6 protein-coding genes are annotated in these 6,918 nt (G+C 70.7%); 1 reads left to right on the forward strand and 5 read right to left on the reverse strand.

The features are described from left to right. Positions 1-2,407 (reverse strand): chemotaxis protein CheB (locus tag AC30N0_RS13545; RefSeq protein ID WP_489518433.1); only part of this gene is annotated, 2,407 nt, incomplete at its 3' end. Between the two features lie 211 nt (positions 2,408-2,618). On the opposite strand from AC30N0_RS13545, the gene AC30N0_RS13550 reads away from it, so the two are divergent. Then, complete coding sequence (locus AC30N0_RS13550; RefSeq protein ID WP_489518434.1) at positions 2,619-2,909, forward strand: hypothetical protein; 291 nt, start codon at positions 2,619-2,621, stop codon at positions 2,907-2,909. Positions 2,910-2,942: 33 nt separating this feature from the next. Here the strand turns inward: AC30N0_RS13550 and pobA are convergent, their stop codons facing one another. From pobA to AC30N0_RS13570, 4 genes are all read right to left on the reverse strand, one after another. Further along, on the reverse strand, positions 2,943-4,115 hold the full coding sequence (pobA, locus tag AC30N0_RS13555; protein WP_489518435.1) for a 4-hydroxybenzoate 3-monooxygenase: 1,173 nt from the start codon (positions 4,113-4,115) through the stop codon (positions 2,943-2,945). 16 nt (positions 4,116-4,131) lie between these two features. Next, positions 4,132-4,875, reverse strand: a complete 744-nt coding sequence (locus tag AC30N0_RS13560) for an amino acid ABC transporter ATP-binding protein (RefSeq protein WP_489518436.1) — start codon at positions 4,873-4,875, stop codon at positions 4,132-4,134. Between the two features lie 14 nt (positions 4,876-4,889). Next, positions 4,890-5,993 carry an amino acid ABC transporter permease gene (locus tag AC30N0_RS13565; protein WP_489518437.1) on the reverse strand — a complete coding sequence of 368 codons (1,104 nt, stop codon included), beginning with the start codon at positions 5,991-5,993 and terminating at the stop codon, positions 4,890-4,892. Between the two features lie 6 nt (positions 5,994-5,999). Next, the coding region (locus AC30N0_RS13570) for an amino acid ABC transporter permease (RefSeq protein WP_489518438.1) at positions 6,000-6,918 on the reverse strand (919 nt) is incomplete at its 5' end.

Below are 6,918 nucleotides of genomic sequence, written 5' to 3' on the forward strand. Positions count from 1 at the left end.
GGTCGAGGAACACGGTGGCGATCGCCGTCGACGCCATCAGGGTCTGCAGGTCGGCGTTGCTGCGCCCGAGCTCCTCGACGTTGCTCTTCAGCTCCTGGTTGACGGTGGTCAGCTCCTCGCGGCTGGTCTCGAGCTCCTCGGTCGCCGAGCGCAGCTCCTCGTTCATCGCCTGCAGCTCTTCGTTGTTCGCCTTGAGCTCCTGCGCCGTCGTCTCGCCGTGCTCGGTGACGTCGCGCAGGTGCCACTTCAGTTCCTCGATCTGGCTTTCGAGCTCGCGCTCGCGCGCGCCGGGCGCCGGCCGGGCCGCCGCACCGTCGCCGAGCCCGTCGGTCGGGTGCGGGTCGAAGGTGACGAGCAGGAAGCCGGGGGCCAGGTCGTCGGCGCGCGAGACGCGCATCACCACCAGCGCCGGGCTGCCGTCGATCGTCACCTGGATCGGCGCCGACTCGACCGAGGTCTGCACCTCGCGCGCCCGCACCAGCGCCGTGCGCAGATCCAGCGACAGCGCCGGGAGAACGGCCGAGACAAGCTCGACGCTCGGCTCGCCGCCAGCGAAGCGCAGGAAGCGCCCGGCGCTTTCGGACAGGTGGACGATGCCGTGGCTCTCGTTGACGATGATCGAAGGCGGCGCCAGCCGCTCGATCAGCCGCAGGTGCAGTTCACGCCACGAGCTCACGCCGATGTCGCCGGGGCTCGGCCGCGACCAGCCGTGCTGGACCCGGCTCGTGTTGCCGACCCCTTGCGGCCGCACCGCGCCCTGGCGCGCCAGCTCGTGCATGTCGAGCGTGCGGGCCGGGGCCCCCGGGCCGCGCAGTGGCGCCAGAAGCGGCGGCCGCCCGAGCAGCCGCGGCTCGTAGATGCGGTGCTTCTTGTCGATAGCCGAGAACAGGTCCTCGCGCACGTCCGGAGTCTCGGCCGTGCCGAGGAAGATCCGGCCGCCGTGGCGGAGCCCGAAGTGCAGGGTCTCGAAGGCCCGCGCCTGGGCCTCGCGCCCCAGGTAGATGAGCAGGTTGCGGCAGGAGACGAGATCGATGCGCGAGAACGGCGAGTCGCGCAGCAGGTCGTGCACGGCGAACAGCACCAGCTCACGAACCTCGCTGCGCACGCGGTAGCCGCGATGCTCCCTGGTGAAGAAGCGGCGCAGGCGCTCTTCGGAGACGTCGGCGGCGATGGCGGGCGGGTACACGGCGTCGCGGGCGGCGGCGATCGCCTCTTCGTCGACGTCGGTCGCGAAGATCTGCATCACGGGCAGTGCGTCGATCGTTCGTGCGTGCTCGGCCAGGAGCATGGCGATCGAGTAGGCCTCCTCGCCGGTCGCGCAGCCGGCGACCCAGACGCGCACGACGTCGTTGGGGCCCTTGCGGGCGAAGAGGGCGGGAATCTGCTTCTCGAGCGCGTCGAAGGCGTGGCGGTCGCGGAAGAAATTGGTGACGCTGATCAGCAGGTCCTTCACCAACGCGCCGGCCTCGCCGGGATGCGTGCGCATGAAGGCCAGGTACTCCGGCAGCGCCTCGATGCCGTTGACGCCCAGGCGCCGGGCGATGCGGCGCAGGATGGTGGCCCGCTTGTAGTAGCTGAAGTCGCGGCCGGTCCGCCCGCGCACGTAGGCGAGGATCTCGCGCAGGTCCGCCTCGAGCTCGTCGCCGGTGGGTTTCGGTGCGCCCAGCGACAGTTCGCCCTCTTCGGGCGGCAGGCGCAGCCGGGGCAGGATGTCGTGGTAGCTGGCCAGGCGCGCCGGCATGTCGGCCAGGCGCAGCACCCAGTCGACCATGCCGGTGGCGATGGCGGCGCGTGGCATGCTGTCGAACTCGGCCTCGTCCGGGTCCTGCGCGATCGTCAGGCCGCCGCGCTCCTTGATGCGCTTGAGGCCGATGGCGCCGTCGCCGTCGGCCCCCGAGAGCACGACGGCCGAGGCGCGGGGCCCGTGCGTGTCGGCCAGGGTGCGGAAGAAGAGGTCGACGGCGACGCGGCGGCCGCGGTCCGGGGTCAGGTCGGTGCAGTGGAGGTGGCCGTTGGCCGAGCGGATCGCCTTGCCCGGCGGGATGATGTAGACATGGTCGGGCTGGACCTTCGCGGTGTCCGTGACCTGCGTGACCGGCATCGTCGTCGACCGGCCCAGGATCTCGGGAAGCGATCTGTCGCGGTCGGCAGCGAGGTGGATCACGACGACGAAGGCCATGCCCGAGCGCGGCGGCATCGCGGCGAAGAAGGCCTGCAGGCTCGGGATCGCGCCGGCCGAGCCGCCGAGGCCGACCATCGGCAGCATGCTGTACGAGCGGGCCGGCACGGCGTCGTCGACGATGTCGCCGAGATCTTCCTCGGCGTGGTCGGGCGAGGGTTCGATGCGCGCCTCGTCCCCGGCCGCTGCGGCCGGTTCCGTCCCCCTCCCAAAAGTTTCAGAATCCATCGTCGCGCTTGGATGCGGATGCCGGGCGTCGTCGATGCGCCTGGCATCCCAGCGTTGAGGCCTAATTGTGCGCCGTTGGTGCACCGCGGTCGCGCCTCCGCTTCTCCCTGTCGACCCACATCGCTATAGGACGACGCGCCGTCGATGCACCACGCGGGCGGCGGCGCGATAGGATGGGTGCGCCTTCGTTCGAAGGCTGATCGGGTCCGTCGTGATCGAGAAGATTTTCGCTGCCGGCATCGTCCTGGGCTGCTTCGTCCTGCTCGCCCGATTGCTGCTCGGGCCGGGGCGGCGCACCCGGCTCGATGCGAGCATCCGCCGTGCCGCCCGGGTGCTGCAGGGCCGCTTCGGCCGCTTCGTCGGCCTGCCGTCGGCGCAAGCCCGGGCCGAGCGCGAAGCCCGCCACGCGATCGCCCGAGCCAAGGCCCGCGCCGCGGCGGATCACGAGGGCAACGTGATCCGGCCCAGGGCCTTCAAGCGGAAGAAGCGCGACCTGCACTGAGCCGTGGGCCGGCTGCCTGCCTGCCGGCACGGCTCAGAGGGGCAGGCCGACGTAGTTCTCGGCCAGAGCCGTCGAGGCGGCCCGCGAGTGGACGAGGTAGTCGAGCTCGGCAGTCTGCATCTTCCGGCCGAAGGCGCCGGTGTCGGGGAAGCGGTGCATGAGCGAGGTGAACCACCACGAGAAGCGCTCGGCGCGCCAGACCCGGCGGAGGCACCGCTCGGAGTAGGCGTCGATGCCGGCGTCGCTGCCGTCGGCGAAGTGCTCGGCCAGGGCCCGCGCCAGCACGCCGACGTCGGCGGCGGCGAGGTTGAGGCCCTTGGCGCCCGTCGGCGGCACGATGTGGGCGGCATCGCCGGCCAGGAATAGGCGCCCGAAGCGCATCGGCTCGGCGACGAAGCTGCGCAGCGGCGCGATGCTCTTCTCGATCGACGGCCCGGTGACGAGCGCCGCCGCCGCCGCCGGGTCGAGGCGGGCCCGCAGCTCGGCCCAGAACGCGTCGTCGCTCCACGCCTCGACACGCTCGTCGAGCCCGCACTGCACGTAGTAGCGGCTGCGCGTCATGGAGCGCATGCTGCAGAGGGCGAAGCCGCGCTCGTGGTTGGAATAGATGAGCTCGTGCGACACCGGCGGCGTGTCGGAGAGCACGCCCAGCCAGCCGAACGGGTACTCGCGTTCGTAGGTGGTGATCGCGCCCGGGCCGACGCTGCGCCGGCTGACGCCGTGGTAGCCGTCGCAGCCGGCGATGAAGTCGCAGTGCAGCTCGTGCTCGACGCCGCCGGTGCGAAAGCGCACCGAGGGCGTCGTGCCGTCGAAGCCGTGCAGGCTGACGTCGGCGGCCTCGTAGACGCTGGGCAGGCCGGCGTCGCCGCGCAGCTGCATCAGGTCGCGCGTCACCTCGGTCTGGCCGTAGACGGTGACCTGCTTGCCGCCGGTCAGGCCGCGCATGTCGATGCGATGCCGGGCGCCGGCGAAGCAGAGCTCGATGCCACCGTGCGGCAGCCCCTCGGCATGCACGCGGGCGCCGGCGCCGGCCGCGTCGAGCAGGTCGACCGTCACCTGCTCGAGGACGCCGGCGCGGATGCGGCCCAGCACGTAGTCGGGGCTGCGCTGCTCGACGACCACCGTCTCGACGCCGGCCTTGGCGAGGAGAGCGGCGAGGAGCAGGCCGGCGGGCCCGGCGCCGACGATGGCGACCTGCGTTCTCAAGCGCGCCTCGCCGCGGTCAATGGCCGATGATCTTGGCGAGGAAGTCGCGCGTGCGCTCGCTCTTGGGGTGCTCGAAGAACTCGGCCGGCGTGTTCTCCTCGACGATCTGGCCCTGGTCCATGAAGATGACGCGGTCGGCGACGGCCTTGGCGAAGCCCATCTCGTGCGTGACGCAGAGCATGGTCATGCCCTGGCCGGCCAGCTCGACCATCACGTCGAGCACTTCCTTGATCATCTCGGGGTCGAGCGCCGAGGTCGGCTCGTCGAACAGCATGATCTTCGGCGTCAGGCAGAGGGCGCGGGCGTTCGCCACCCGCTGCTGCTGGCCGCCGGAAAGCTGGAGGGGGAACTTCCGCGCCTGCTCGGCGATCTGCACCCGCTCGAGCTGCTGCATGGCGCGCTCCTCGGCCTCCTTCTTCGGCGTGTGGCCGACCCACATCGGCGCCAGGGTCAGGTTCTCGAGAACGGTGAGGTGCGGGAACAGGTTGAACTGCTGGAAGACCATGCCGACGCGGCGGCGCACCGCCTCGACGGCCTTGACGTCGTCGCCGAGGACGATGCCGTCGATCGTGATCCGGCCTTCCTGGTATTCCTCGAGCGCGTTGATGCAGCGGATCAGCGTCGACTTGCCCGAGCCCGAGGGGCCGCAGATGACGATGCGCTCGCCGCGCCCGACGGCGAGCTCGACGTCGCGCAGGACGTGGAAGGCGTCGCCGTACCACTTGTTGACCTTGGCGAATTCGATGATGGCGTCGCTCATGGGGCTCGCTTGGTTCAACGGGTGCGGCTGACGCCGAGCTGCTTCTCGACCCACAGGCTGTAGCGCGACATCGCGAAGCACATGGCGAAGTAGATGGCGGTGATGAAGAGGTAGGCCTCGATCTTGAAGGGCCGCCATTCGACGTCGGCGTTGAGCGCCAGGGCCAGCGCCCCGGTGAGCTCGTACAGCGACACGATGGTCACCAGCGAGGTGTCCTTGAGGATGGAGATGAAGTTGTTCATCATGCTCGGCACCACCATCGCGAGGGCCTGCGGCAGGACGATCTTCCTCTGCGTCTGCCAGTAGCCGAGGCCGAGCGTCGCCGCCGCCTCGAGCTGGCCGCGCGGGATCGCCTGCAGGCCGCCGCGAACGATCTCGGCCATGTAGGCGGCTGCGAACAGGGTGATGCCGACCAGCACGCGCACCAGCACGTCGATCGTCATGCCCTGCGGCATGAAGAGCGGGAACATGAACGAGGCCATGAACAGGACGCTGATCAGCGGCACGCCGCGGATCAACTCGATGTAGACGATGCAGACGGTGCGGATCGCCGGCAGCTGGCTGCGCCGGCCGAGCGCCACCAGCACCGCGAGCGGGAAGGCGAGGAAGATCGACAGCGTCGCCAGCATCACCGTCAGCGGCAGGCCGCCCCAGAGGTCGGTTCGCACCGGCTCGAGGCCGAACATGCCGCCGCCCATCAGGATGAAGAAGGCGGCCAGGACCGCGACCCACATCAGGCCCAGCCACGGCTTCCAGAAGCGGCGCACGCAGCTGGCCACGACCGCGGCGACCATCAGCAGGGTCGCGACGGCCGGGCGCCACTGCCCCTCGAACGGGTAGCGGCCGAAGATGATGACGTGCCATTTCTCGGCGATGACGCCCCAGCAGGCGCCGCTGCCGCGCGCGGCCTGGCAGGCGTCGGCGTTCGGTGCCATGACCGCGTTCAGCACCGCCCACTGGCCGAAGGGCGGCAGCACGACGAGGGCCAGCCCGATCAGGAAGACGGTGGCCAGCGCGCTCTTCCAGTCGCCGAAGAGGTTGCGCCGCAGCCACGGCAGGGCGCCGCCCGTGCGCACCGGTGGCGCCCTGGCCGGGATCGACTGGAAGGCGTCGGCCATGGTCCGTCAGCGCTCCTTGATCGCGGCGTGGCGGTTGTACCAGTTCATCAGCGCCGAGGTGCCCAGCGAGGTGCACAGGTAGACCAGCATGATGATGGCGATGCACTCGACGGCGCGGCCGGTCTGGTTCAGCGTCGTGTTGGCGATCGAGACGACGTCCGGGTAGCCGATCACGACCGCCAGCGACGAGTTCTTGGTCAGGTTCAGGTACTGGTTGGTCATCGGCGGGATGATCACGCGCAGCGCCTGCGGCAGGACCACCAGCCGCATCTGCATGCGCCGGGTCAGGCCGAGCGCGCCGGCGGCCTCGTTCTGGCCGTGGCTGACCGACTGGATGCCGCTGCGCACGACCTCGGCGATGAACGAGGCCGTGTACATCACCAGGCCGACGAGGACGGCCATGAACTCCGGCGTCGCGCTGATGCCGCCGTCGACCATGAAGGCGAGCTGCTCCGGCACCGACCAGCTGCGCGGCGCGCCGCCGGCGGCCCAGCCGGCGATGGCCAGGCCGAGGGCGGCGGCGACCGGCACCGCCCAGCGGTTGCGGTCGTGGCCGGTCAGCTCGAAGCGGCGCTGCGCCTCGCGCCGCCACCACCAGCCGACGCCGATGCCGGCGAGCAGGCCGGCGCCCATCCAGGCGTGGCCGCTGTCCCAGACGGGCGCCGGGAACGAGAAGCCGCCCTTGCTGAGGTAGAACAGGTCGGCCACGTTCCAGGCCGTCTGCGGCGGCGGCAGGACGTCGACGAAGAAGAGGTACCACATCAGGAGCTGGAGCAGGATGGGCACGTTGCGGAACACCTCGACGTAGCCGTAGCAGAGGCCGCGGACGAGGGCGTTGCGCGAGAAGCGGCCGACGCCGATCAGCACGCCGAGGACGGTGGTCAGGACGATGCCGATCAGGGCCACCCGCAGCGTGTTCAGCACC

Source organism: Rhizobacter sp. (assembly GCF_031412495.1).
GTDB lineage: Bacteria > Pseudomonadota > Gammaproteobacteria > Burkholderiales > Burkholderiaceae_C > Schlegelella_A.

Excerpts from the sequence above, each read along its gene's own strand:
- AC30N0_RS13565 (WP_489518437.1), bottom strand. The coding sequence starts at position 5,993 with ATGGCCGACGCCTTCCAGTCGATCCCGGCCAGGGCGCCACCGGTGCGC.
- AC30N0_RS13560 (WP_489518436.1), bottom strand. The coding sequence starts at position 4,875 with ATGAGCGACGCCATCATCGAATTCGCCAAGGTCAACAAGTGGTACGGC.